The sequence below is a fragment of the Hyphomonas sp. UBA3601 genome, from assembly GCF_002375605.1.
Taxonomy (GTDB): domain Bacteria; phylum Pseudomonadota; class Alphaproteobacteria; order Caulobacterales; family Hyphomonadaceae; genus Hyphomonas.
In genome coordinates this window covers 458-703 of sequence record NZ_DFME01000099.1, presented here as the reverse complement: position 1 = coordinate 703, position 246 = coordinate 458, and the positions used below count along the sequence as shown (strand labels likewise).

1 pseudogene is annotated in these 246 nt (G+C 68.7%); it reads right to left on the bottom strand.

From position 1 onward, the window contains the following. Positions 1–209: pseudogene (locus B4F73_RS09900) on the bottom strand (prolipoprotein diacylglyceryl transferase); the annotation flags it as partial. Positions 210–246 lie beyond the last annotated feature (37 nt).

The window sequence follows — 246 nt, the reverse complement described above, 5'->3', positions numbered from 1 at the left end:
TTGGCCGGCTTGGCTGCGGGCTCAGGGGCCGGTTCGGGCGCAGCCTGGTCGGCCATGGCGGGTTCGGCCTCTGGCTCAGGCTTTGGTTCCGGCGCAGGCTTTTCGGCCACGGGGTCTGGTTTGGCTTCAACGATCGGCTCAGCTTCTGGCGCAGGCTCGGCCTTGGCCGGTTCACTGGCCTCTGCCTCACTGCTGGTTTCAGCGGCCACGGCTGCGTCCTTTTTCTTGGCGCGTGAGCGGCGGGGG